This window comes from Streptomyces sp. NPDC093149, from assembly GCF_044754145.1.
Classification (GTDB): domain Bacteria; phylum Actinomycetota; class Actinomycetes; order Streptomycetales; family Streptomycetaceae; genus Streptomyces.
The window spans coordinates 450,543-473,358 of the sequence record NZ_JBIVON010000007.1; the positions used below are offsets into that span (position 1 = coordinate 450,543).

22 protein-coding genes are annotated in these 22,816 nt (G+C 70.2%); 13 read left to right on the plus strand and 9 right to left on the minus strand.

What is annotated here, in order from left to right:
- The first annotated feature begins 152 nt into the window (after window positions 1-152).
- From ACIQCZ_RS23530 to ACIQCZ_RS23540, 3 genes are all read left to right on the plus strand, one after another.
- Complete coding sequence (locus tag ACIQCZ_RS23530; protein WP_402284643.1) at window positions 153-833, plus strand: response regulator; 681 nt, start codon at window positions 153-155, stop codon at window positions 831-833.
- Window positions 830-2,281, plus strand: a complete 1,452-nt coding sequence (locus tag ACIQCZ_RS23535) for an ATP-binding protein (protein WP_402284644.1) — start codon at window positions 830-832, stop codon at window positions 2,279-2,281. The genes ACIQCZ_RS23530 and ACIQCZ_RS23535 overlap by 4 nt, the downstream gene beginning before the upstream one ends.
- A 95-nt stretch (window positions 2,282-2,376) precedes the next feature.
- Window positions 2,377-2,808: a hypothetical protein gene (locus ACIQCZ_RS23540; protein WP_402284645.1), complete on the plus strand. Its 432-nt coding sequence runs from the start codon at window positions 2,377-2,379 to the stop codon at window positions 2,806-2,808.
- 366 nt (window positions 2,809-3,174) lie between these two features.
- Here the strand turns inward: ACIQCZ_RS23540 and ACIQCZ_RS23545 are convergent, their stop codons facing one another.
- The gene (locus ACIQCZ_RS23545) at window positions 3,175-3,759 is read right to left on the minus strand and encodes a TerD family protein (protein ID WP_402284646.1); all 585 of its coding nucleotides are present in this window, start codon (window positions 3,757-3,759) and stop codon (window positions 3,175-3,177) included.
- A gap of 359 nt (window positions 3,760-4,118) precedes the next feature.
- Between ACIQCZ_RS23545 and ACIQCZ_RS23550 the strand changes: the two genes are divergently transcribed.
- Genes ACIQCZ_RS23550 through ACIQCZ_RS23560 form a run of 3 tightly spaced genes read left to right on the plus strand, consistent with a single transcriptional unit; the run spans window position 4,119 to window position 6,747 of the window.
- Window positions 4,119-4,997, plus strand: a complete 879-nt coding sequence (locus ACIQCZ_RS23550; protein WP_402284647.1) for a sterol desaturase family protein — start codon at window positions 4,119-4,121, stop codon at window positions 4,995-4,997.
- Window positions 4,994-5,683, plus strand: coding sequence for a lysoplasmalogenase (locus ACIQCZ_RS23555; protein ID WP_402284648.1), 690 nt, complete (start codon window positions 4,994-4,996; stop codon window positions 5,681-5,683). The genes ACIQCZ_RS23550 and ACIQCZ_RS23555 overlap by 4 nt, the downstream gene beginning before the upstream one ends.
- A gap of 20 nt (window positions 5,684-5,703) precedes the next feature.
- Window positions 5,704-6,747, plus strand: coding sequence for a zinc-dependent alcohol dehydrogenase family protein (locus tag ACIQCZ_RS23560; protein WP_402284649.1), 1,044 nt, complete (start codon window positions 5,704-5,706; stop codon window positions 6,745-6,747).
- Here the strand turns inward: ACIQCZ_RS23560 and ACIQCZ_RS23565 are convergent.
- Both ACIQCZ_RS23565 and ACIQCZ_RS23570 read right to left on the minus strand, forming a co-directional pair.
- A complete protein-coding gene (locus tag ACIQCZ_RS23565) occupies window positions 6,737-8,155 on the minus strand; it encodes a CoA transferase (protein ID WP_402284650.1) in 1,419 nt (472 codons plus the stop codon). The genes ACIQCZ_RS23560 and ACIQCZ_RS23565 overlap by 11 nt on opposite strands.
- A 153-nt stretch (window positions 8,156-8,308) precedes the next feature.
- Window positions 8,309-9,844: a S8 family serine peptidase gene (locus tag ACIQCZ_RS23570; RefSeq protein WP_351083695.1), complete on the minus strand. Its 1,536-nt coding sequence runs from the start codon at window positions 9,842-9,844 to the stop codon at window positions 8,309-8,311.
- Window positions 9,845-10,168: 324 nt separating this feature from the next.
- On the opposite strand from ACIQCZ_RS23570, the gene ACIQCZ_RS23575 reads away from it, so the two are divergent.
- From ACIQCZ_RS23575 to moaA, 3 genes are all read left to right on the plus strand, one after another.
- The gene (locus ACIQCZ_RS23575) at window positions 10,169-10,534 is read left to right on the plus strand and encodes a DUF485 domain-containing protein (RefSeq protein ID WP_402284651.1); all 366 of its coding nucleotides are present in this window, start codon (window positions 10,169-10,171) and stop codon (window positions 10,532-10,534) included.
- Window positions 10,531-12,171, plus strand: a complete 1,641-nt coding sequence (locus tag ACIQCZ_RS23580) for a cation acetate symporter (protein ID WP_402284652.1) — start codon at window positions 10,531-10,533, stop codon at window positions 12,169-12,171. The genes ACIQCZ_RS23575 and ACIQCZ_RS23580 overlap by 4 nt, the downstream gene beginning before the upstream one ends.
- A 239-nt stretch (window positions 12,172-12,410) precedes the next feature.
- Entirely contained in the window at window positions 12,411-13,400 is a 990-nt protein-coding gene (gene moaA / locus ACIQCZ_RS23585) for a GTP 3',8-cyclase MoaA (RefSeq protein ID WP_402284653.1), read from the plus strand.
- A 195-nt stretch (window positions 13,401-13,595) separates the two neighbouring features.
- Here moaA and ACIQCZ_RS23590 read toward each other — a convergent pair whose 3' ends face one another.
- Both ACIQCZ_RS23590 and ACIQCZ_RS23595 read right to left on the minus strand, forming a co-directional pair.
- Complete coding sequence (locus ACIQCZ_RS23590) at window positions 13,596-13,853, minus strand: hypothetical protein (protein ID WP_389637967.1); 258 nt, start codon at window positions 13,851-13,853, stop codon at window positions 13,596-13,598.
- Between the two features lie 415 nt (window positions 13,854-14,268).
- Window positions 14,269-14,634, minus strand: a complete 366-nt coding sequence (locus ACIQCZ_RS23595) for a DUF3099 domain-containing protein (protein ID WP_402284654.1) — start codon at window positions 14,632-14,634, stop codon at window positions 14,269-14,271.
- 247 nt (window positions 14,635-14,881) lie between these two features.
- On the opposite strand from ACIQCZ_RS23595, the gene ACIQCZ_RS23600 reads away from it, so the two are divergent.
- On the plus strand, window positions 14,882-15,157 hold the full coding sequence (locus ACIQCZ_RS23600) for a GlsB/YeaQ/YmgE family stress response membrane protein (RefSeq protein WP_402284655.1): 276 nt from the start codon (window positions 14,882-14,884) through the stop codon (window positions 15,155-15,157).
- A gap of 102 nt (window positions 15,158-15,259) precedes the next feature.
- On the opposite strand, the gene tyrS is transcribed toward ACIQCZ_RS23600, so the two are convergent.
- From tyrS to ACIQCZ_RS23615, 3 genes are all read right to left on the minus strand, one after another.
- On the minus strand, window positions 15,260-16,525 hold the full coding sequence (gene tyrS, locus ACIQCZ_RS23605; protein WP_402284656.1) for a tyrosine--tRNA ligase: 1,266 nt from the start codon (window positions 16,523-16,525) through the stop codon (window positions 15,260-15,262).
- A gap of 219 nt (window positions 16,526-16,744) precedes the next feature.
- Entirely contained in the window at window positions 16,745-18,139 is a 1,395-nt protein-coding gene (locus ACIQCZ_RS23610; protein ID WP_402284657.1) for a metallopeptidase TldD-related protein, read from the minus strand.
- Window positions 18,136-19,659, minus strand: a complete 1,524-nt coding sequence (locus ACIQCZ_RS23615) for a TldD/PmbA family protein (protein WP_351083713.1) — start codon at window positions 19,657-19,659, stop codon at window positions 18,136-18,138. Before ACIQCZ_RS23615 ends, ACIQCZ_RS23610 begins: the two co-directional genes overlap by 4 nt.
- A gap of 345 nt (window positions 19,660-20,004) precedes the next feature.
- On the opposite strand from ACIQCZ_RS23615, the gene fabG reads away from it, so the two are divergent.
- The 3 genes from fabG (at window position 20,005) to ACIQCZ_RS23630 (ending at window position 22,049) form a co-directional block, all read left to right on the plus strand.
- Window positions 20,005-20,724, plus strand: coding sequence for a 3-oxoacyl-[acyl-carrier-protein] reductase (gene fabG, locus ACIQCZ_RS23620; protein ID WP_351083715.1), 720 nt, complete (start codon window positions 20,005-20,007; stop codon window positions 20,722-20,724).
- Between the two features lie 5 nt (window positions 20,725-20,729).
- A complete protein-coding gene (gene fabI / locus ACIQCZ_RS23625) occupies window positions 20,730-21,497 on the plus strand; it encodes an enoyl-ACP reductase FabI (RefSeq protein WP_351083717.1) in 768 nt (255 codons plus the stop codon).
- Between the two features lie 174 nt (window positions 21,498-21,671).
- Window positions 21,672-22,049: a hypothetical protein gene (locus tag ACIQCZ_RS23630; RefSeq protein WP_402284658.1), complete on the plus strand. Its 378-nt coding sequence runs from the start codon at window positions 21,672-21,674 to the stop codon at window positions 22,047-22,049.
- Between the two features lie 61 nt (window positions 22,050-22,110).
- Here the strand turns inward: ACIQCZ_RS23630 and ACIQCZ_RS23635 are convergent, their stop codons facing one another.
- On the minus strand, window positions 22,111-22,785 hold the full coding sequence (locus ACIQCZ_RS23635) for a FadR/GntR family transcriptional regulator (RefSeq protein WP_402284659.1): 675 nt from the start codon (window positions 22,783-22,785) through the stop codon (window positions 22,111-22,113).
- Window positions 22,786-22,816 lie beyond the last annotated feature (31 nt).

Here is a 22,816-nt window from a genome sequence, read left to right on the forward strand (position 1 = left end):
GGCAGCTCGGTGACGGTGATGATCGCTCACCCAGCCAGCGTTTCCGCGCCTTGTCCGCCCCCTGTGGGCAGAGTATGGGCGGACCGTAACAAAGCTTCCGGAGAGGGCCTGAGCTGCCCGGATCGGCCGGCAGAGGTAGCCATAATTTCCTTATGCCCAAGATTCTGCTCATCGAGGACGACCAGTCCCTGCGCGACGGCCTTCAGCTGGCCCTGGAGCACCAGGGCCACCGGGTCCACGCCGCTGCGTCCGGCCACGCGGGTCTCACGGCGCTGCGGACAACGCACACCGACCTGGTCGTCCTCGACCTGATGCTGCCGGACACCGACGGTTTCGAAATCTGCCGCCGCATCCGCGACTCCTGGCCGGTACCCGTCATCATGCTCACGGCCCGCGGCGACGACTCCGACATCGTGCGCGGCCTCGACGCGGGCGCGGACGACTACGTCGTCAAGCCCGTACGCGGCCGGGTCCTCGACGCCCGTATCCGCGCAGTCCTACGCGGGCAGGACCCCTCACCCGCGACCACAGCCGCCGAGATCCACGAGGAGCTCACCGTGGACCGCTCCGGCCTCAGCATTACCAAGAACGGACACCCCGTCGCCCTCACCCCGCTGGAACTACGCCTGCTGCTGCACCTGTCGGCGGACCCCGGTCACGTGTTCGCCCGGCAGGAACTGCTCGAAACGGTATGGGGCCACGACCCGTCGGCCGACGTACGCCTGGTGGACTCCGGTATCGCCCGGCTTCGTACGAAGATCGAGGATGATCCGGCGTCCGCCCGCTACATACAGACGGCGCGCGGCTTCGGCTACCGCTTCGGACCGCTGTGAAGCGCCCCTCGCCGGTCAAGCGCTTCACGCTCGGGCTGCGGGGCCGCCTGATCGCCGGATACCTGCTGGTCGCGGCCGTCAGCGTAGTGGCGACGGCGGGATTCACCTACTACCAGGCGCACATCTCGATCCTTCGGACCGGACAGGACACCCTCCTCAACAGCCTGCGGGACACGACCACCACGTTCGCCGACGACCTGCCCTACCCGCCCACCCGCGCCCAGCTCACCTCCTTCGCCGGAAAGCTGGCCTCCGGCAGCGGCTTCCGGATCATCACCGTCACCTACGGCACCCAATCCGTGACCTCGGCCCAGGGCGGCCCTGGAATCCCCGAAACCCTCCGCCGTGATGTCACCGCCAACCGGGAACTGACCTTCCAGCGCGTGACCCAGGACGGCACCCCCTGGCTCACAGCCGGCACCCCGATCACCTTCGCCGACAGCAGACAACCGTCCGGCATCGAGGTCTACGGAGCCACCCCGCTGCGCTCCCTCAGCGACGCGAAGGCCGCCGTGTGGGTCGCCTCCCAGTACGGCGCGATCCCCGCGCTCGTCCTCGCCGTGCCGCCCGCACTGCTCGCAGCCCGCGGCGTACTGCGCCCCGTGCGACGGCTCCAGCACGGCGCCCGACGCATGGCCGACGGCGATCTCACCAGCCGTATCAAGGCCACCGGAAACGACGAACTGGCCGACCTCACCAGGGCGTTCAACGAATCGACCGCCGCACTGGAGGCCACGGTCGGTGAACTCCGCAGAATGGAAGCCTCCGCCCGCCGCTTCGCTGCCGACGTCTCCCACGAACTGCGGACGCCCGTCGCCACGATGGTCGCCGTCAGCGACGTCCTCGACGACAGCGCCGACACCCTCCAGCCGGATATAGGCCGGGCCGCCCGCCTGGTCACCACCGAAGCCGACCGCCTCGCACGGCTCGTCGACGACCTGATGGAAATCTCCCGCTTCGACGCCGGCGCCAATACCCTGATGGCCCACGACATCGACGTGGCCGAGGCTGTACGTGCCTGCCTACGCGCCCGCGGCTGGCAGGACGAAGTCTCCACCGACCTCCCCGAACACCCCGTCACCGCGCGCCTGGACCCCCGCCGCCTCGACGTCGTCATAGCCAACCTCATCGGCAACGCCCTGCGCCACGGAGCGCCGCCCGTGACCGTCCGGGTGACCGCGTCCGAGGGCGACGAGGATTGCGTACGGATCAACGTCACCGACCACGGCGGCGGGCTGTCTCCCGAGACCGCCGCGCATCTCTTCGACCGCTTCTACAAAGCTGACCAGGCCCGGTCGCGTTCCGAGGGCAGCGGCCTCGGCCTCGCCATCGCCTGGGAGAACACCCGCCTGCACGGCGGCACCCTGACCGCAGTCAACGGCCCGCACGGCGGAGCAGTCTTCACTGCAGAATTCCCACGCACCCCCACAGCAGGAGACGGTACGTGACACAAAGCAGCCGCCTCCTTCGCTCTCTTCTCCCTGTGCTCCTACTCGGCCTCACAAGCTGCGGCACCGGTCCGGCGATCGACGCCTCCAAGCCCATGGGAGCAGGCGAGCCGGCCACCGGAATCGTGGCAGGCACCGCCGTCCATTTCCTCAAGGACGGAGCGCTGCACCCCGTCGAGCGCTCCGCCGCCGGCATCACATCACCCACCGAAGCAGTCCGCGCCCTCCTCACCGGCCCCTCACCCGAAGACCGCAAGCAGGGTCTGACCAGCGCACTACCACCCCTGACCGGAACGTTGGAAACTGTCTCGGCCAAGGTGACCGCCACCCCGAACGCCCCCGGGCGGCTGCGCGTCACCCTCCCCTACGACCCGACCACACTCACCCCTCTCGCACTCGGACAGCTCACGTGCACGGCGTCCGCCACAGCACCGGTGGAACTGACCGGTACAGGCCACACCACCCCGGCCACCCACTGCTCCGACTACGCTGTGCGACATCCCGTGAGTTCTCCTGAGTCCCCCTGAGTGAGCCCCTGTGCCCGTGGCCAGGAAATTGTTCCTCCTCGGGCGCTCTGCGGTCTCGTGACGTAATTTCGGGATTCTTGTAGCGTTCTCCGGCTCTGTTGATGACGGTCAGCAGCATTTCTCGCGTAGTTCGGGAGGCATTCCGACGGCCGACGCGGAGCTGCCATACACGACGGCGGAGGCTCACCGCCGTTCGCCCGGTCCGGCGGGCCCTGGTGCGAACTGCCGCGCGATCCACAGCGGTACGCCCTCGGCGCGGGCTCGGGCCGCCAGGGCGGCCTCCGGTTCAGCGGCGCCCACCCTCACGCGGCGGGGGCCGTGTCCCAGGGCCCGGGCGCCACACGGACGCCGGGCCCCGGGGACGTCCTACTTGCTGACGGCGAAGCGCATCAGGGCGTGCTCGTCGCCCTGCTTGATCTTCCCCGTCACATTGATCACTTCGAGTTTCCACGTGTCGCCGAACCGTACGGCCTTGGCCACCGCGCAGCCGTTGTCCTGGGTGAGCAGGCTGGGCCATATGTCGGCGACCTGCTGCGAGCTCCCCCCGGTGGCGTCGTAGACCTTGAAGCTGATGTTGCGGGCCTTCTGGAAGGAACTGCCCTTCTTGAAGGCGGCAGCGACGAACACGATCGACGTGATGTTGCGCGGGATGCGCGCGAACTCGACCGTGACGGTCTCGTCGTCGCCCTCCCCGCGCCCGGTCTGGTTGTCGCCGCTGTGCACCAGGGAGCCGTTTCCCATGGGGTCCAGCGAGTCGAGGCCGGCCAGGCGCACCGGGTCCCCGTCCTGCGTGGCGACGGCGATCAGGTCGAGGTCCGTTCCGGCCTTGCGGCGGAGCAGGCCCATGACACCGCCGCTGCTGCCGGCCGTGGGGTCCCAGGACACGCCGATGGACAGATGGGTCACTCCGTCCAGGTCTGCGGGACCGTCTTCCTTGGTGAGTGTGATCATGCGGGCCATCCTTCTGTCACGGGTACTACAACACGCAGAGTGTGCCTGGCGCCTCGGCGGTTGCGTGCGACGGGTCCCCGTGGGCACGTACGAGGGGGTGCCGCGCGCTTCGGGAGGCCCGCACGGGGCTTCGGCGCCACTTCGCGTCCGGGCGACCGTGCCGTTCGTCGTCGTGGCCGGCCGGGTCCCCGCAACTGCCGTGTTCCGCACGGCGGTTCTTCCTCCGCCCGAGGTCCGGTACAGGGACCGTCCGGGACCCGCATTGGCAGAAGCCACCAAAGACTGCTGACACCGCGTCTCGCATACTTGTTGGTAACAACCTCTAGTCCGCAGCCGACCTGCGGCTCTACGGTGCTCGCATGCCGTCCAACCTGCCCGATGTCGTGCTCTGGTCCATACCGGCCTTCGTGCTGCTCACCGTCCTCGAAATGGCACTCCATCACTTCCATCCCGATGAGGAAGCAGCCGGATACGAGGCCAAGGACGCCGCCACCAGCATCACGATGGGGCTCGGCAGCCTGGTCTTCGACCTGCTGTGGAAAGTGCCCATCGTCGCCATCTACACCGCGGTCTACGAGGTGACCCCGCTCCGCGTCCCCGTCCTGTGGTGGACCGTCCTGCTGATGCTGCTCGCGCAGGACTTCTTCTACTACTGGTCCCACCGGGGACACCACGTCGTCCGGATCCTCTGGGCCTGCCACGTGGTCCACCACTCCAGCCGGAAGTTCAACCTCTCCACCGCGCTGCGCCAGCCCTGGACGTCGCTGACCGTCTGGCCGTTCTACGTGCCGCTCATCGCCTGCGGTGTCCACCCTGCTGCGCTGGCGTTCTGCTCGTCGGCGAACCTCGTCTACCAGTTCTGGGTGCACACGGAGCGCGTCGGCAAGCTCCCCCGGCCCTTCGAGTTCGTACTGAACACGCCGTCCCACCACCGGGTGCACCACGCTTCGCAGGGCGGCTACCTGGACCGGAACTTCGGCGGCATCCTGATCGTGTGGGACCGCCTCTTCGGATCCTTCACCGCCGAGACGGAGCGGCCCGTGTTCGGACTCACCAAGAACATCGACACGTTCAATCCGCTCCGCGTCGCCACCCACGAGTACGCCGCGATCGCCCGCGACGTGCGCGCGGCGGGCAGTTGGAGCGAGCGCGCCGGGCGGATCTTCCGCGGCCCCGGCTGGCAGCCGTCCACAGGGGCCGCGCCCACGCCCCTGTCCGCCCAGGAGCGCATCGGATGAGCGCCGACATCGTCCCGGACCGGCGGGAACGTCTCGTACGACCGCTGCTCGTCGCCTTCCTCCTGGCCGCCGTCGTCGACCTGTTCGGCGTGCTCGCCGACGTCCCGGTCGCCCACCTCGTCGCGAAGCCCCTGCTGATGCCGCTGCTGGCCGGGTACGCCGCCGCCCGGCGCGGCCCCCGGCTGCTCATCGCGGCACTCCTGTTCGGCTGGGGCGGCGACACGCTCCTGCTGCCCGACGCCGACGCCACCTTCCTCATCGGGATGGGTTCCTTCGCCGCGGGGCACGTCTGCTACCTGCTGCTCTTCGGACGTGCCCGGAGCTCCCCGGCCGTCGGGGCGGTGTACGCGGCCGTCCTGGTCACCGTCGTCGCGCTGCTCTGGAGCGGATTGCCGGCGGACATGCGGATTCCGATGACCGGCTACAGCCTGCTGCTCACGGCCATGGCCTACCGGGCCGGCACCCGCGGCCGGTACGCGGCCGTCGGCGGGGCGCTCTTCCTGCTCTCCGACGCGCTCATCGGCGCCGGCGTCGCCGACCGGCTCCAACCGCCCGCCCCCGACTTCTGGATCATGCTCACCTACATCGCCGCTCAGTTCCTGCTGACCGCCGGAACGCTGGCACCCGGTGCGAGATGGGTCGGTGTCACCCCTGGGGCGTACCGTGAACGGAGTACCAGCATCTGAGATCGGCAAGGACCCCACGCATGCGCGCCACCGTCATCCACGCCCCCCACGACATACGTGTGGAGGAAGTGCCGGACCCGTCGGTCCAGCAGCCCACCGATGTGGTCCTGCGAGTTCTGCGGGCCTGCATCTGCGGCAGCGACCTGTGGGCCTACCGCGGCGAGGCCGCCCGCGAGCCCGGCCAGCGGATCGGGCACGAGTTCCTCGGGATCGTCGAGGAGGCGGGCTCCGAGGTGGCGGGCTTCGCCGTCGGTGACCTCGTCGTCGCGCCCTTCGTCTGGTCCGACGGCACCTGCGCGTACTGCGCGCAGGGCCTGACCACCTCCTGCCCGCAGGGCGGCTTCTGGGGCTCCGTCGGCTCCGACGGCGGGCAGGGCGAGGCCGTCCGCGTCCCGTTCGCCGACGGCACGCTGGTCAAGCTCCCCGCGGCCGCGGCCTCCGACGACCATCTGCTCACCGCGCTGCTGGCCCTGTCCGACGTGCTGGGCACCGGGCACCACGCCGCCGTCGGCGCGGGCGTGAAGACCGGCAGCACGGTCGCGGTCGTCGGTGACGGGGCGGTCGGACTGTGCGGCGTCCTGGCCGCCAAGCGGCTCGGCGCCGAGCGGATCATCGCGCTCGGCCGCCACCGGGTCCGTACGGACATCGCCCGTACCTTCGGCGCCACGGACGTCGTCGCCGAGCGTGGCGAGGCCGCCGTCGAAGCCGTACGGGAACTGCTCGGCGGCGAGGGCGCCCACGCGGTGATCGAGGCCGTCGGCACCGAGCAGTCAATGCGCACCGCCGTCGGGATCACCCGCGACGGCGGCGCCATCGGCTACGTCGGCGTACCGCACGGCAGCGGCACCGGCCTGGACCTCGGCGTCATGTTCGACCGGAACATCGCCCTGCGCGGCGGCGTCGCACCCGTGCGCACGTACATTCCGGAGCTGCTCCCCGACGTGCTGTCCGGCACGATCGACCCGTCGCCCGTCTTCGACCTGACCATCGGTCTCGACGACGTTCCCGCCGGTTACAAGGCGATGGACGAGCGCACGGCGCTGAAGGTGCTCATCAAGCCGTGAGCCAGGCGGCCGCGTCCGCCCCCAGCGGGCCGGGCGGGCGCGACCAGTCGGTGGGCGAACCGTCGAAGGCGACGGGCGGCAGGGCGTGACGCAGCCGGCCGAGCGGGCCGGCCGTCTCCGTGAGCCACTTCCGAGGGTCGTACGACGTATCCGTGGCCCCCGCTTCCCGACGGGCGGGCAGCTCGTCGAGCAGCCACGCGGCGGTACGGGCGAGCGAGAGCGTGATCAGCCGGGAGCCCCCCTCGTCGTGCTGTTCGGTCAGCGCGCGCAGCACGGCGGCGGCCAGCAGATAGCCCGTGCCGTGGTCGAGTGCCTGGGCGGGCAGCGCGCCGGGCGGGTGCTCCGCTCCCTGCGCGGCCTCGACCGAGGCGATGCCCGTGGCAACCTGCACCAGGCTGTCGAAGCCGCGCCGCTGGGCCCACGGACCGTGGCCCCAGGCCGAGAGCCGCCCGATCACCAGCCCCGGTCTGCGCGCGGCCAGGGACTGAGTGGTCAGACCGAACCGCTCGACCGCGCCGGGCCGGTAGCCCACGACGACCACGTCCGCCTCGGCCAGCAGCTCGTCGAACACGGCCCTGCCGGAGCCGCTGTCGAGGTCCAGGGTCACCGACCGCTTCCCGAAACCGGTGTCGGCGTGTGCGTCCGGGCTCTCCGGGAGCCGTGGGGAGTCGATCCGCAGGACGTCCGCGCCGAGCAGCGCGAGCGTGCGGGTGGCGACGGGGCCCGCGATGACCCGGGTGAGGTCCAGTACGCGCACCCCGGCGGCGGGCAGCAGCGACGCACCGTCCGGCGCCGTCGTCCGACGGACCGGCGCGCCGCCGATCCGGCCGACGGTCACCAGCGGGGTGCCCGCCACCGCGGCGCCCCGAGGGTCGGCCGACCACTCCCCGGGCGTACGGGCCGCGACGGCCAGACCGCCCGCGGCGTACACGGTCTGCTCGATCTCGTCGCCCCGCCGCCCCGCGAACGAGTCGGCGACGGCGGCCACGGCGAGGTCGTCCGCGGTGTCCGCCGGCAGCCCCAGCGTGGCGAGCAGCCGGGCCCGATGGTGTGGGTAGTTGGCATGTGTACGGACCCAGCCGTCCGCCGCGCGCCAGAACCGCGACATCGGGGCGAAGGTCGTCGGAGCGCGCCCGTCGATCCGCAGATGGCGCTCGCTGGTGAACGCCGTGGCCACCGCGCCGTCGTCGACGTGGACCCGGGGCACCGGGCGTCCGGTGCGGCGGGCGGCCAGTTCGGCGGCGGCCAGGGAGCAGACCGCGACCGCGGAACGGGCCAGCTCCATGACGGGCAGTCGGGAGGGCAGCAGGCCCTCGGGGCCATCCGCCCCGATGCGCGCGAGAAGCGCGGGATCCCCGCCGAGTGCCGCCCAGGCCTGCTCGGTGCCGGACAGGTGCGCATGAGTCATGCCCGCACTATGGCACCGAGTGCCACCGCGGGAGAAGGGGGGAGGCCGGGCGGGTACGGGGCCGCGAAGGGACGGCGGGCGGGGCCGGTACGGGGCCGCGAAAGGGCGGCGGGCGGGGCCGGTGACTCCGGCCCCGCCCACTGCGTCGCGTTCCTACCAGCGGACCGCGTTCAGCGCGTTCACCACACCGGCTCCGTAGAAGCCGTTGCGGTTCTTGTCGCCCTCGCAGACGGCGTCGATCTTGCCGTCGCCGTTGATGTCGTACGGCGCGCCGCACGCGGTGGCGTCGGACTCGGCCGTCAGAAGCGCCTTCACCGCGGCCGCGGAGGCGTGCGGGTGCGTCGACTTGATCAGGGCCGCGACTCCCGCCACGTGCGGGGAGGCCATCGACGTACCGGCCTTGTAGCCGTACTTGCCGCCTGGCAGCGTGGACAGGATCAGACCGCTCGTGGCGGGCGGTGCGGGCGTCTGGTAGACCGTCGAGTCACCGCCCGGGGCGGCCACGTCGATGACACCGTTCCCGTAGTTCGAGTACGAGGACTTCAGTCCCTTGGCGCCGGTCGCGGAGACCGTCACGACGCCCGGCAGCATCGCCGGGATGTCGAGGCACTTGCTCGGGTCGATCGTCCGCTTCACGGCCGTGGTGTCGTTCGGGCTGGTCGTGTCGTCGATCGCGCCGGAGGCCAGGTCGAAGTTGCTGTTGCCGGCCGAGGCGATGTTCACGGTGCCCTTGTGCTCCGCGTACCGGGTGGCGCGGGCGACGGCCTCGACCAGGGCGCCCTGGTCGAGATCGTCCTTGCAGTTGAACATCCACGGGTCGGTGTAATAGCTGTTGTTGGTGACGTCGACGCCGTGCTCGCCGGCCCAGACGAAGGCGCAGACGATCGACTCGGTGTAGAAGAAGCCGTCCGGGTTCGCCACCTTGATCCCGGCGACCTTCACGCCAGGCGCGACCCCCGTGACCCCGATGCCGTTCTTCGCGGCGGCGATGGTACCCGCCACATGCGTGCCGTGGTCGCTCTCACCGGTCTTCGGACGCCAGGAACCGTCCGTCGTGTCCGGCGCCCCGGACACGCAGTTCGCCGAGGCCGCGCGGGAGAAGTTCGGCGCGAGGTCCGGGTGGGTGTCGTCGACGCCCGTGTCGATGACACCGACCGTGACCTTGCTGCTGCCGAGGGTCTTCTGGTGCGCCTGGTCCGCCTTGATGGCGGGCAGATCCCACTGCAGGGGCTCCATCGGATCCTGGTCCGCCGTCGCCTGTGCCGCGGCGCTCTGCGCCTGCTCGGCGGTGAGCGGCTGCTCGACGCCGATGTCCGTGGTGGCCTGCGGGACGATCGGGTTGGTGCGGGTGGCCCCCGCCGAATCGACGCCCTTGACCCGGCGGATCGACTTCGCGAAGTCCGGGTTCTGGGAGTGGACGACGATGACGCCGATCTGTTCGTAGGCGACGACCACCGTGCCGCCGGCCTCGGCGATCGCCTTCTTCACCTGCTTGACGGTCCCGTGGTTGCTCCGCGTGTTGACCACGTACGAGAGCTTCGGGCCGTCCGCCGAAACCGCCGCCGCGGGCTGCGCGTCCACTGGTGCGGCAGAGGCGGCGCCCGTCGGCAGGAAGCCGAGCGAGGCCGTGAGTGCCAATCCGACGGGCAACGTCAGTGCGCGCGTCCGTCTGGATCCCAGATGAGCCATGGGGTCTCCACATCATCCGTGCCGGGCGACCGGGCACGGCGTGTGCCCAGTCGCGTACATGACGAGTGAAGCTATCGCTGATCATCCTTGCTGATCAATGAGTTGTCATCAATGAATTCGAAGGACCTGTTCGAAGAGGCGCGGAGCGGGGCCGGGCCGGATGGCCGCGCAGAGGCCCGTCGGAGAAGTGCGGTTGTGCGGTGAACCGCTTCGCAACGCCGTCCGTGCCGTTGTCAGGGGAAGCGCTCCATCGTCCCCGGCCATCGAGGTTCCGCAGTGAAATCCACCGTCCCCACCACCGCACCCGCGTCGCGAGGAGATTCCGTGACTACCGATGCACCGCCGCCCGAGGTCAGTACGGACACCCGCACTGCCCAGCCCACGACCGAGGCGTTCATCGCGACGCAGGAGAGCGCGGGGTTCGGCGAACTCCGGCACGCGCACCGCTCGTTCGCCTTCCCGCTGACCATCGCCTTCGTCCTCTGGTACCTGCTGTACGTGCTGCTGTCCAACTACGCGGGCGGCTTCATGGGCACCAAGGTCTACGCCAACATCAACGTGGCCTTCGTCTTCGGCCTCGCCCAGTTCGTCACCACGTTCCTCATCGCCTGGTTCTACTCGCGCCACGCGGCCGCGAAGCTCGACCCGAGGGCCGAGGCCATCAAGTCCCGTATGGAGGCCGACGCATGAGCACCGTGTACCACTCGCACCCCGCCCTCCACCTGGCCGCCTCCTCGACCACCGAGCACCGGCCGCTGATCATCACGCTCTTCGCCGTGTTCGTCGCCGCGACGCTGGGCATCACCGTCTGGGCCGGCCGGCAGACCAAGAGCGCCTCCGACTTCTACGCCGGCGGCCGTCAGTTCACCGCCTTCCAGAACGGACTCGCGGTCTCCGGCGACTACATGTCGGCTGCCTCGTTCCTCGGGATCGCCGGAGCCATCGCCCTCTTCGGCTACGACGGCTTCCTGTACTCCATCGGCTTCCTCGTCGCCTGGCTGGTGGCCCTGCTGCTGGTCGCCGAGCCGCTGCGCAACTCGGGCCGCTACACGATGGGCGACGTCCTCGCCTACCGGATGCGGCAGCGCCCGGTCCGTACCGCCTCCGGCGTCTCCACCATCGTCGTCTCGATCTTCTATCTGCTGGCGCAGATGGCGGGTGCGGGCGTCCTGGTCTCCCTGCTCCTCGGCATCACCAGCGACGCGGGCAAGATCCTCATCGTCGCGCTGGTCGGCGTGCTGATGATCGTGTACGTCACCATCGGCGGCATGAAGGGCACCACCTGGGTCCAGATGGTCAAGGCCGTGCTGCTCATCGCGGGCGCGCTCCTGATGACCTTCCTGGTGCTGCTGAAGTTCGACTTCAACATCTCCGACCTGCTGGGCACGGCCGCCGCGAAGAGCGGTCACGGAGCGGCGTTCCTGGAGCCCGGACTCAAGTACGGCGCGACCGGCACCTCGAAGCTGGACTTCCTCTCCCTCGGCATCGCGCTGGTCCTCGGCACCGCCGGTCTGCCGCACATCCTGATCCGCTTCTACACGGTGCCGACCGCGAAGGCCGCCCGTAAGTCGGTCAACTGGGCCATCGGCATCATCGGCGCCTTCTACCTGATGACGATCGCGCTCGGCTTCGGCGCCGCGGCCCTGATCGGCCCGGACGAGATCAAGGCGAAGAACCCGGCCGGAAACGCGGCCGCCCCGCAGCTCGCCGAGTACCTCGGCGGGGTCGGTTCCACGGGCGGCGCCGTGCTGCTGGCCGTGATCTCGGCCGTCGCCTTCGCCACCATCCTCGCCGTCGTCGCGGGCCTCACCCTCGCCTCCTCGTCCTCCTTCGCGCACGACATCTACGCCAACGTCATCCGCAAGGGGAAGGCCACCGAGAAGGAGGAGATGCGCGCCGCCCGCTGGGCCACCGTCCTCATCGGTGCGGTCGCCATCGTTCTCGGCGCCTTCGCGCGCGACATGAACGTCGCCGGACTGGTGGCACTCGCCTTCGCCGTCGCCGCCTCCGCCAACCTGCCGACAATCCTTTACAGCCTCTTCTGGAAGCGCTTCACCACCCAGGGCGCGCTGTGGTCGATCTACGGCGGCCTGGCGAGCTCGGTGATCCTCGTGCTGTTCTCCCCGGTCGTCTCCGGCAACCCGAAGACCTCGATGTTCAAGGGCGTCGACTTCGCCTGGTTCCCGCTGGAGAACCCGGGGCTGATCTCCATCCCGCTGGGCTTCCTGCTCGGCTGGATCGGCTCCCTCCTCTCGAAGGAGGAACCGGACAAGGGCAAGTACGCCGAACTGGAGGTCAAGTCCCTCACCGGAGTCGGGGCGCACTGACCGGGGCAGAACCCGGCGAGAGGCCCACGGGCCGCGCCCCCTTCCACGGCCGTGTCGTAGGGTCCTACGACACGGCCGTGCCGCTCCTCGTGTCATACGAGCCCCCTCCGATGTCACAGGTCTCGCGTAGTCTCGAAAAGGTCAGCCGGAAGCGCCGACCGGGACATCCGACCGGACGGGCGAGCGGGAAAGACGTGCCGGACACGGCGGCCGGACACCTACTGGGGGAGGGGGCCCACATGCTCATCGACACCTACGATCGGGTCGCCACCGACCTGCGCGTGTCGCTGACCGACCGGTGCAATCTGCGATGCACGTACTGCATGCCGGAGGAAGGCCTGCAATGGCTGGCCAAGCCCGACCTGCTGAGCGACGACGAGATCGTCCGGCTGGTCGGCATCGCCGTCACCCGGCTCGGCATCACCGAGGTCCGCTTCACCGGCGGTGAGCCGCTGCTGCGCCCCGGCCTGGTCTCCATCGTCGAGCGGTGCGCGGCCCTGAGCCCACGCCCCAGGATGTCGCTCACCACCAACGGCATCGGACTGAAGCGCACGGCGGCCGCGCTCCGGGCCGCCGGCCTGGACCGGGTCAACGTCTCGCTGGACACCCTGCGCCCCGAGGTCTTCAAGACACTCACCCGCCGCGACCGCCACCACGACGTGCTGGCCGGCCTCGAAGCCGCCCGCGATGCCGGACTCACCCCGGTCAAGGTCAACACCGTCCTGATGCCGGGACTCAACGACGACGAGGCCCCCGACCTGCTGGCCTGGGCCGTCGACCACGGCTACGAGCTCCGCTTCATCGAGCAGATGCCGCTGGACGCACAGCACGGCTGGAAGCGTGACGGCATGATCACAGCAGGCGACATACTCCAGTCGCTGCGCACCCGCTTCACCCTCACCGAGGAGGGCGACGACCGGCGCGGTTCCGCCCCCGCCGAGCGCTGGCTCGTCGACGGCGGACCTCATCGCGTCGGTGTCATCGCCTCCGTCACCCGTCCCTTCTGCCGGGCCTGCGACCGCACCAGACTCACCGCCGACGGGCAGGTGCGCACCTGCCTGTTCGCCCGCGAGGAGACCGATCTGCGCGGCGCCCTGCGCTCCGACGCGCCGGATGAGGAGATCGCCCGGATCTGGACGCTGGCGATGTGGGGGAAGAAAGCCGGATCCGGTCTGGACGACCCGTCCTTCCTGCAGCCGGACCGGCCGATGTCGGCGATCGGAGGCTGAGAGCCTGTCGGGTGACCTCGGACCGGATGGCGGGCGCGCTCCGGTGCGTGCGACTTCGAGGCGGAGGAGGCGTGCGTGCCAGGGTTTGGCCGCCCGGTCGGAGGTCACCCGACAGGCTCAGAGGCGGTCGAGGGCCGAGAGGGGACGGACGGACCCAGCGGGGCCGGGGTGCCGGACCCGGCCGGTCCTTCCCTCCTACGGCCTGCCCGATCCCGGACCGTCGGACTCCCACTCCGTCAGCTTCACGACATCCTTGAGGAAGCCTCGGACATCCAGGAACGAGGACAGATGCTCCCGGTGCTCCTCGCAGGCCAGCCAGGTCTTCCGACGCTCAGGGGTGTGCAGCTTCGGATTGTTCCAGGCCAGCACCCACACGGCGTCGGTCCGGCAGCCCTTGGCGGAACAGACGGGGGCGGCGGCAGCGCTCTCGGCCGCGGATTCAGGGGAGTTCACGGCTCAATCGTAGGGTCTTTCATTGGATCTTTCGTTCGGGCCGGCCCGGCAGGATCCAAACGAGATGACTTGCGTCGGTGCCGGTTCCGGTCTCCCGGCCGGCCGCGCGGCGGAGGGCCCGAACGCATCCCCGGCCGGAGAAAAAGCGACGCCGAGCAGCCACGGGGGGAGCTGCCCGGCGTCGGTCCGTCGCTCCGACGGGGGATGCGGAGCGCCTACGAAGTATGTCACGCAGACGGGGGTGCAGTGCACCGTAACTTCACGATTGATCTGAGGTTTTCACGAGCCTCGGGTGCGCTGCGGCCTCACCTGTGCTCCTGCCGGATCCTCACGCCCCGAACCGACTTCTCATGGCGCCCGCCGAGGACCTGTGACCCACGACGATCGCCTTCGGCTCACATCGAGGGCCCGTGGTTCACGACGTCTCCCCGCCGTGACGGGCCCCGTCGGCCTCCTGACCGGATTCGGCGGCACCGGACAGGGGCGCGGCATCGAGCATCGGCCGCATCGGCGCCGGGACGAAGGTCGACGGAAGCGAAGGGGTGTTCTCCCGGCCCGCGTTGGCGATGACCACCGCCACGTACGGGAGCAGAACCCCGAGCACCAGTGCCACGATCGCGACGTACCGCTCCACGTTCCAGAGCACGGCGGCCAGGATCACCGAAACCGTGCGCACCGACATCGAGATCACATAGCGCCGCTGCCTGCCGCGCACATCGTCCGCGAGCCCCTGCCGGGCCCCCGTGATCCGGAAGACCTCGGTACCGCCCTGCTTCCGCATCACGTCTCCACCACCCTTCCCCCGGCACCCGGTGGACCGGAGGGACCTCGTTCCCGTGCCGGACACTCCCCGGACCGGACCGCATCCACGGTACGCCCGGTGTCCGACGGCTTCGAGACCGGGGCGCGCCGCATTCGCGCGAATCGGCGGCCGCGCCGCGCATACGGACGTGCCCGGCATGCGGCACACGGCCCACCGTCGGAGACTGGGCCCACATGCGCGACATCGCGTCGCACGAGGAGGCGACATGGGCTGGTTGTGGGCAATCATCGTGGGCCTGGTGCTCGGTGTGATCGCGAGGGCGATCCTGCCCGGCAAACAGAACATCCCACTCTGGTTGACGACGGTCTTCGGCATCCTGGGCAGTGTCCTCGGCAATGCCGTCGCCACCTGGATCGGCGTCAACGACACCAAGGGCATCGACTGGACGCGCCATCTGTTGCAGCTGATCGGCGCGGTGGTCGTCGTCGGTGTCGGCGACATGCTGTGGACGTCGTTCCGCGGCACCAAGCAGAGAGCCTGAGCCGAGCGGAGCGCCTGGGTCACCGGGCCACGACGCACCGCTGAACGCACTGCGGCCGGGCACGCGTCACGCGTGCCCGGCCGCAGTGCCGATGCAACGGGATCAGCCGGTGACCTCGACGGCGGCGAGGTTCTTCTTGCCCCGGCGCAGCACCAGCCATCGCCCGTGCAGCAACTCCTCGTGGGCCGGCGCGCTCTCGCCGTCCGTGACCTTGACGTTGTTCACGTAGGCGCCGCCCTCCTTCACCGTGCGGCGGGCACCCGACTTGCTCGGCGCCAGGCCGACCTCCACGAGGAGGTCCACCAGCGGGCCGAGCTCGGTGACCTGCGCATGCGGCACCTCGGACAGCGCGGCGCTCAGCGTGGCCTCGTCCAGCTCGCCCAGCTCACCCTGACCGAAGAGCGCCTTCGACGCCGCGACGACCGCGGCGCACTGATCGGCGCCGTGCACCAGCGTCGTCAGCTCCTCGGCCAGCGCGCGCTGCGCCGTCCGGGCCTGCGGACGCTCCTCGGTGACCTTCTCCAGCTCCTCCAGCTCCGCGGGGCTGAGGAAGCTGAGGATGCGCATGTACCGGGAGATGTCCCGGTCGTCCACGTTCAGCCAGAACTGGTAGAACGCGTACGGTGTCGTCATCGACGGGTCGAGCCAGACGGCACCGCTCTCGGACTTGCCGAACTTGGTCCCGTCCGCCTTCGTCATCAGCGGCGTCGCCAGCGCGTGCACCTCGGCGCCCGGCTCCAGGCGGTGGATCAGGTCGAGGCCCGCGGTGAGGTTGCCCCACTGGTCGCTGCCGCCCTGCTGCAGGGTGCAGCCGTAGCGCCGGTACAGCTCCAGGTAGTCCATGCTCTGGAGCAACTGGTAGCTGAACTCGGTGTAGCTGATGCCCTCGTCGGACTCCAGCCGCCGTGCGATGGAGTCCTTGGTCAGCATCTTGTTGACGCGGAAGTGCTTGCCGATGTCCCGGAGGAACTCGATCGCGGACATGCCCGCGGTCCAGTCCAGGTTGTTCACCATGACCGCCGCGTTCTCGCCCTCGAAGGACAGGAACGGCTCGATCTGGGACCGCAGCCGCGACACCCAGTTGGCGACCGTCTCCGGGTCGTTCAGCGTGCGCTCGGCGGTCGGCCTCGGGTCACCGATCTGGCCGGTGGCGCCACCCACCAGAGCGAGCGGCCGCAGGCCCGCAAGCTGGAGCCGGCGCATGGTGAGCACCTGCACCAGATGACCGACGTGCAGACTCGCCGCGGTGGGGTCGTAGCCGCAATAGAACGTGACAGGACCGTCCGCGAGAGCCTTGCGCAGTGCGTCCTCGTCAGTGGACTGGGCGAACAGCCCACGCCACTTCAGCTCGTCGACGATGTCCGTCACGGTTCCGTGTCTCCTCAGCTACGTGTGTCGAAAGGCAACAGCCAGTCTAAGGGCTGACCCGTAGCCCCTGGCGGGCGCGCGGCGGCGGATGCGGCACCTCGCCGCGTTGTCGGAACGTCCGCATGCATCCGGTATGCGGACGTCCCTCCGCCTTGCGATGCACCGCATCCGACGCCGCGCGCTGCTCCACCGGGGATCACGGGACACCCCTCAGGCGGGTCACACGCCGAGGCTCACCGAGCTCATGTTGAAGTCCGGGATCCGCAGCGCGGGCATGGCGGCCCGGGTGAACCAGTCGCCCCACTCGCGCGGCAGCGTCTTCTCCGTACGGCCCGCCTCCGTGGCCCGCGACAGCAGGTCCACCGGCGACTCGTTGAACCGGAAGTTGTTCACCTCCCCGACGACCTCGCCGTCCTCGACGAGGTACACCCCGTCGCGGGTCAGCCCGGTCAGCAGCAGCGTCGCCGGATCGACCTCCCGGATGTACCACATGCAGGTCAGCAGCAGCCCGCGGCCGGTCGTCGCGGCCACCATCTCCTCCAGGGACCGCTCGCCCCCGCCTTCGAGCACCAGGTTGTCGATCGCCGGCGCGACCGGCAGCCCGGTCAGCCCCGCCGTGTGGCGGGTGGTCGTCAGATGTTCCAGCCGGCCGTTCCGGATCCACTCGGTCGAGGTCAGTGGCAGACCGTTGTCGAAGACGGAGGCGCCGTCCCCGGACGCATGGGCGATCACGAACGGTGCCGACTCCAGGCCCGGTGCGTGCGGGTCGCTGCGCAGCGACAGCGGCAGCTCGGACAGCGTCTCGCCGATCCTGGTCCCGCCGCCGGGCCTGGAGAACACCGTCCGGCCCTCCGCGGCGTCCCGTGCCGTCGACGACCACAGCTGGTAGACCAGCAGATCGGCCACGGCGGTCGGCGGCAGCAGCGTCTCGTACCGCCCGGCGGGCAGTTCGATACGGCGCTCGGCCCAGCGCAGCCGCCGCGCCAGCTCGGCGTCGAGCTCGGCGGGGTCGACGTCCTTGAAATCGCGCGTGGAGCGGCCGGCCCAGGTCGAACGGGTCCGGTCGGGGGATTTGGCGTTGAGTTCCAGCGTTCCGTTCGGCTGATCGTGCCGCAGCCGCAGCCCCGTCGAGGTGCCGAGGTACGTCGAGGTCATCTGGTGGTGGGCGAAGCCGTACAGTTCCCGGCCGCCGGACCGGGCACGGGCGAAGGCGTCGCCCAGCGCCGGGGCGAACTCCGCGAAGACGTCCGAGCCCGTCTCGGCCGGCCCGTCCGTGAAATCGGGCGACGCGGGCACCCCGGCGACCAGCGGCTGCGCGTCCTCCGCCGGACCGGCCCCGCGCGCGGCGGCCTCGGCCGCCCGCACCAGCGGTTCCAGATCGTCGGCGGTGACCGCGGACCGGGACACCACACCGGACGCGGTGCCCTGCGCACCGTCGACGGTCGCGATGACGGTCAGCGTCCGCCCCCGCGTCACCCCGTTCGTCGTGAGCGCGTTGCCGGCCCAGCGCAGATTCGCGGACGACCCCTCGTCGGCGATGACCACGCAGCCGTCTGCGGTGGACAGTTCGAGCGCCCGCTCGACGATCTCGTGCGGCTTGCTGACGCGGCTCATCGTCCGGCCTCCTGCGTCGTGTTGAGGATGTTCACGCCCCGGAAGAGGGCGGAGGGGCAGCCGTGCGAGACGGCCGCGACCTGGCCCGGCTGGGCCTTGCCGCAGTTGAAGGCGCCGCCCAGGACATACGTCTGCGGGCCGCCGACCTTCTCCATCGAGCCCCAGAAATCCGTCGTCGTCGCCTGGTACGCGACATCGCGCAGCTGACCGGCCAGCCTGCCGTTCTCGATGCGGAAGAACCGCTGCCCGGTGAACTGGAAGTTGTAGCGCTGCATGTCGATCGACCACGACCGGTCGCCGACCACGTAGATCCCGCGCTCCACCCCGCCGATCAGATCCTCGGTGGACAGCCCGCCCGGATCCGGCCGCAGCGACACGTTGGCCATCCGCTGCACGGGGACATGGCCCGGCGAGTCCGCGTACGCGCAGCCGTTGGAACGGCCCAGACCCGTCAGCTTCGCGATCCGCCGGTCCAGCTGGTACCCGACCAGCGTCCCGTCCTTGATCAGGTCCCAGGACTGCGCCTCGACGCCCTCGTCGTCGTACCCGATGGTCGCGAGCCCGTGCTCGGCGGTGCGGTCGCCCGTCACATTCATCACGGGGGAGCCGTACGCCAGCTTCCCCAGCTGGTCGAAGGTGGCGAACGAGGTCCCGGCGTACGCCGCCTCGTACCCCAGCGCCCGGTCCAGCTCGGTGGCGTGGCCGATCGACTCGTGGATGGTCAGCCAGAGGTTGGACGGGTCGACGACCAGGTCGTACGTCCCCGCCTCGACGCTCGGCGCCCGCATCTTCTCGGCCAGCAGCCCGGGAATCCGCTCCAGCTCGTCGTCCCAGTCCCAGCCGGTCCCGGTCAGGTACTCCCAGCCGCGGCCCACCGGCGGGGCGATCGTCCGCATCGAGTCGAACTCGCCGGTGGTCCCGTCCACGGCGATCGCGGTGAGCTGCGGATGCAGCCGCACCCGCTGCTGGGTGGTGACGGTGCCCGCCGTGTCCGCGTAGAACTTGTTCTCGTGGACGGTCATCAGGGAGGCGTCCACATGCGCGACACCCTCGGCACCCAGGAGCCGGCTGCTCCATTCGGCGAGCAGCCCCGCCTTCTCCTCGTCCGGTACGTCGAAGGGATCGACGTCGTAGGCGGAGACCCAGGTCCGCTCACCGTGCACCGGCTCGTCCGCCAGTTCCACCCGCTCGTCGGACCCGGCCGCCGCGATCACCTTCGCCGACAGCTTCGCCATGGCGACGGCCTGCGAGGCCACCTTCGCCGCGGCGTCCATCGTCAGATCCACGCCGGACGCGAACCCCCACGCCCCGCCGTGCACCACGCGCACCGCGTACCCGAGATCGGTGGTGTCCGACGTCCCGGCGGGCCGGGCGTCCCGCAACCGCCAGGACGCGCTGCGCACCCGTTCGAAACGGAAGTCGGCATGTACGGCCCCCAGCGCACGCGCGCGGGCGAGCGCCGCGTCGGCGAGGGCCCGCAGGGGCAGGGCGAGAAACGACTGATCGACCTGATGAGCCATGTAGAACTCCGTCTTTTCGGCATGTGTCCGCAGTGAACAATGCCGTGCGCCGACGTCGATCGGCCACAGGTTTCGCCGGACGCGCACACACGGCCGCGCGGCTCGGCGTGGCGGAGCCCGCGGCCGGTCGGACGGAGCGCGGACTCGCCGGGAGATTTCGGGCCGTCCGCCGGGTACGCCCGGCCTTCCGCTGACGCGCCGCTGACACGAAACCTTCGTCCAAAGCGGACACTGTGGGGTTCCTACAGTGCCCGGCGTGAGGCGCTGTCAGGGGCCGATTGCTCTCGGAGCGCGTGGTACCGATAGGTTTTCGAGGTACCAGACCGCTATCGAAAGGGTGATCCGTTGAGCCGCTCGGTTCTCGTCACCGGAGGAAACCGGGGCATCGGCCTCGCCATCGCCCGCGCTTTCGCCGACAACGGCGACAAGGTCGCGATCACGTACCGCTCGGGCGAGCCTCCCCAGATCCTCACCGAGGCGGGCGTTCTGGCCGTCCGCTGCGACATCACGGACGCCGAACAGGTGGAGCAGGCCTACAAGGAGATCGAGGAGAAGCACGGTCCCGTCGAGGTACTGGTCGCCAACGCCGGTATCACCAAGGACCAGTTGCTGATGCGGATGTCCGAGGAGGACTTCACGTCCGTACTCGACACCAACCTCACCGGCACCTTCCGGGTCGTCAAGCGTGCCAACCGCGGCATGCTGCGCGCCAAGAAGGGCCGCGTCGTCCTCATCTCCTCCGTCGTCGGGCTCCTCGGCTCGGCCGGGCAGGCGAACTACGCCGCCTCCAAGGCCGGTCTGGTCGGCTTCGCCCGGTCGCTGGCCCGTGAGCTCGGCTCGCGGAACATCACCTTCAACGTCGTCGCACCCGGTTTCGTCGACACCGACATGACCCAGGTGCTCACCGAGGAGCAGCGCAAGGGCATCGTGTCCCAGGTGCCGCTCGGCCGCTACGCGCAGCCCGAGGAGATCGCCGCCGCCGTGCGCTTCCTCGCTTCCGACGACGCGTCGTACATCACTGGAGCCGTCATCCCCGTTGACGGCGGATTGGGCATGGGTCACTGATCACCATGAGCGGAATTCTCGACGGCAAGCGCATCCTGATCACCGGTGTGCTGATGGAGTCGTCCATCGCCTTCCACACCGCCAAGGTGGCCCAGGAGCAGGGTGCCGAGATCATCCTGACCGCCTTCCCCCGGCCCACGCTGACGGAACGCATCGCCAAGAAGCTGCCGAAGCCGGCCAAGGTCATCGAGCTGGACGTCACCGACTCCGAGCACCTGGACCGCCTCGCGGGTCTGGTCCGGGACGAGCTCGGTTCGCTCGACGGCGTCGTGCACTCCATCGGCTTCGCGCCGCAGGACGCGCTCGGCGGCAACTTCCTGAACACCCCGTTCGAGTCCGTGTCCACCGCGATGCACGTCTCGGCGTTCTCGCTGAAGTCGCTCGCCATGGCCTGCAAGCCGCTGATGAGCGAGGGAGGCTCGATCGTCGGCCTCACCTTCGACGCGCAGTTCGCCTGGCCGCAGTACGACTGGATGGGCCCGGCCAAGGCGGCGCTGGAGGCCACCTCCCGTTACCTCGCCCGCGACCTGGGCAAGGACGACATCCGCTGCAACCTGATCTCGGCCGGACCGATCGGCTCCATGGCCGCGAAGTCCATCCCGGGCTTCTCCGAGCTCGCGGACGTGTGGAACACCCGCTCCCCGCTGTCCTGGAACATGGCGGACCCGGAGCCGGCCGGCCGCGGTGTCGTCGCCCTGCTCTCGGACTTCTTCCCGAAGACCACGGGCGAGATCATCCACGTCGACGGCGGCGTGCACATGATGGGCGCCTGATCGCGCACCACAGGCTGTGACACGGCCGCGTACCGCCTTCGAGCAGGCGGTACGCGGCCGTCGTGCGTCCGTGCCCGGCCCCGGCCGCGGCCCGCTCAAGTCGAAAAGATGGCCGTTCCACCGCAGAATGTGGTGGAACCGGACTTCTTGTCAGGCTGCGGGGAGGAGGTCGCTGTGCGCTCCACACGTCGCCGAACCCGGATCCTGCTGGCCGGCTCGGTGGCCGCCGCCGCGCTTGCCGCCCCCGTGGGCATATCCGTGGCGGGGCGGTCAGGAGCCGGCGCGCCCGCACCCGCCGCACCCACCCCGGAACCCTCCGGCGCCGAATGCCGAACCTCGGTCCAGGGCTCCCGGGTCGTCGTCTACTGCCACAACCCGTACCCCTCCACCGACCGCGTGCAGCTGCACACCGAGTGCCGCCATTGGTGGGACATAGACGCGGACGCCACCCCGGTCGACGTGGGACCGGGGCAGACGGTTCGGATCGACGACCGCTGCTGGAAGGAAATAGGCACCGTCTGGGTCACACACCGGGTTCAGGATTCCGTCTGAACGCTCTCCGCGGCCTGAACGCCTTCTGCGGCGTTCTCCCCGCACGCCCGGACGTGACGCGTCACACCCGGTCCACCAGACAGCTCAGCGCATGACTCGCGGCCTCGGCCGCCGCCGTCTCCGCGTCCCCCGCCCGGATCGCCTCGACCAGCCGGCCATGGTCCATGAGGGTCTCCGGCCCCAGCTCATGGCCGACGTCGTCCCTGAGGTAGTCGCGCAGCAGATCGCCCAGGTCGGCGTAGAGCCCCGTCAGTACGTCGTTGTGCGAGGCCGCGACCACGGCCAGGTGCAGCGTCGCGTCGGCCGCGACGAACGCCTCGGCGTCGCCCGCGGCCCAGGTCTCCTCCCGGCGTGCCATGAGCGCGTCCATCTGCTTCAGATCCCGCTCGGTGCGCCGCGCGGCGGCCAGTCGCGCGGCCGACGACTCCAGGGTGGAGCGCAGCTCGGCGACATGGCGCGGATCGGCGGTGGCGAAGCGGCGGTGCATCACCCCGGCCAGTTCGCTGGTGGCGACGACATAGGTGCCCGAGCCCTGCCGGATGTCGAGCAGGCCGTTGTGCGCGAGCGCGCGGACGGCCTCGCGGACGGTGTTGCGGGCCACCCCCAGCTGCTCCACCAGCTCGGGCTCGGTGGGAATCCGTGAACCCACGGGCCACTCGCCCGAGGTGATCTGATTCCTCAGCTGGGCAATCACCTGGTCGGCGAGTGCCGAACGTCGCGGTGACGTCAGCGCCATGGTGCTCCTTGCTCGGGTCTCTGGGTGATGA

Bases quoted from the DNA above. Each gene is read 5' to 3' on its own strand.
- ACIQCZ_RS23530 (WP_402284643.1), top strand. From the start codon at position 153: ATGCCCAAGATTCTGCTCATCGAGGACGACCAGTCCCTGCGCGACGGC.
- ACIQCZ_RS23540 (WP_402284645.1), top strand. From the start codon at position 2,377: ATGGGAGCAGGCGAGCCGGCCACCGGAATCGTGGCAGGCACCGCCGTC.
- ACIQCZ_RS23545 (WP_402284646.1), bottom strand. From the start codon at position 3,759: ATGATCACACTCACCAAGGAAGACGGTCCCGCAGACCTGGACGGAGTG.
- ACIQCZ_RS23550 (WP_402284647.1), top strand. From the start codon at position 4,119: ATGCCGTCCAACCTGCCCGATGTCGTGCTCTGGTCCATACCGGCCTTC.
- ACIQCZ_RS23555 (WP_402284648.1), top strand. From the start codon at position 4,994: ATGAGCGCCGACATCGTCCCGGACCGGCGGGAACGTCTCGTACGACCG.
- ACIQCZ_RS23560 (WP_402284649.1), top strand. From the start codon at position 5,704: ATGCGCGCCACCGTCATCCACGCCCCCCACGACATACGTGTGGAGGAA.
- ACIQCZ_RS23565 (WP_402284650.1), bottom strand. From the start codon at position 8,155: ATGACTCATGCGCACCTGTCCGGCACCGAGCAGGCCTGGGCGGCACTC.
- ACIQCZ_RS23570 (WP_351083695.1), bottom strand. From the start codon at position 9,844: ATGGCTCATCTGGGATCCAGACGGACGCGCGCACTGACGTTGCCCGTC.
- ACIQCZ_RS23580 (WP_402284652.1), top strand. From the start codon at position 10,531: ATGAGCACCGTGTACCACTCGCACCCCGCCCTCCACCTGGCCGCCTCC.
- moaA (WP_402284653.1), top strand. From the start codon at position 12,411: ATGCTCATCGACACCTACGATCGGGTCGCCACCGACCTGCGCGTGTCG.
- ACIQCZ_RS23595 (WP_402284654.1), bottom strand. From the start codon at position 14,634: ATGCGGAAGCAGGGCGGTACCGAGGTCTTCCGGATCACGGGGGCCCGG.
- ACIQCZ_RS23600 (WP_402284655.1), top strand. From the start codon at position 14,882: ATGGGCTGGTTGTGGGCAATCATCGTGGGCCTGGTGCTCGGTGTGATC.
- ACIQCZ_RS23610 (WP_402284657.1), bottom strand. From the start codon at position 18,139: ATGAGCCGCGTCAGCAAGCCGCACGAGATCGTCGAGCGGGCGCTCGAA.
- ACIQCZ_RS23615 (WP_351083713.1), bottom strand. From the start codon at position 19,659: ATGGCTCATCAGGTCGATCAGTCGTTTCTCGCCCTGCCCCTGCGGGCC.
- fabI (WP_351083717.1), top strand. From the start codon at position 20,730: ATGAGCGGAATTCTCGACGGCAAGCGCATCCTGATCACCGGTGTGCTG.
- ACIQCZ_RS23635 (WP_402284659.1), bottom strand. From the start codon at position 22,785: ATGGCGCTGACGTCACCGCGACGTTCGGCACTCGCCGACCAGGTGATT.